Source organism: Mesorhizobium sp. WSM4935, from assembly GCF_029625735.1.
In the GTDB taxonomy this organism is placed as follows: Bacteria; Pseudomonadota; Alphaproteobacteria; order Rhizobiales; family Rhizobiaceae; genus Mesorhizobium.
Map to the genome: position 1 here is coordinate 1 of NZ_JARTVR010000062.1, position 271 is coordinate 271.

Genomic DNA, 271 nt, shown 5'->3' on the forward strand with positions numbered 1-271 from the left:
CCCTCATAGCCTTTGTGCTGATAGATCAGGTGCACGATGTTGACGGTGCCGGCGTCCGAATAGTCCTCGATCAGCGCTTCCTCGGCCGGCGTCCGCAACTCCTTCGGCACCCGTTTCAGTGCATCGAGCAGGCGCATCTTGAGACCGTGGATGCGTTTGAAATTGTCAGTGTTTTGCCGTGTGCGGCTCGAATACATGATGTCCTTATGGCGCGACAGCACGTCCGGCATGCTGCGCGGCAGGACGCCTCGCGCGCTGAACAGGTCGACCT

General features: G+C 59.8%; 1 protein-coding gene. It reads right to left on the reverse strand.

Annotated features, from left to right (window positions below):
* The coding region (locus P9273_RS32105) for a DUF3734 domain-containing protein (protein ID WP_278052582.1) at nucleotides 1-271 on the reverse strand (271 nt) is incomplete at both ends.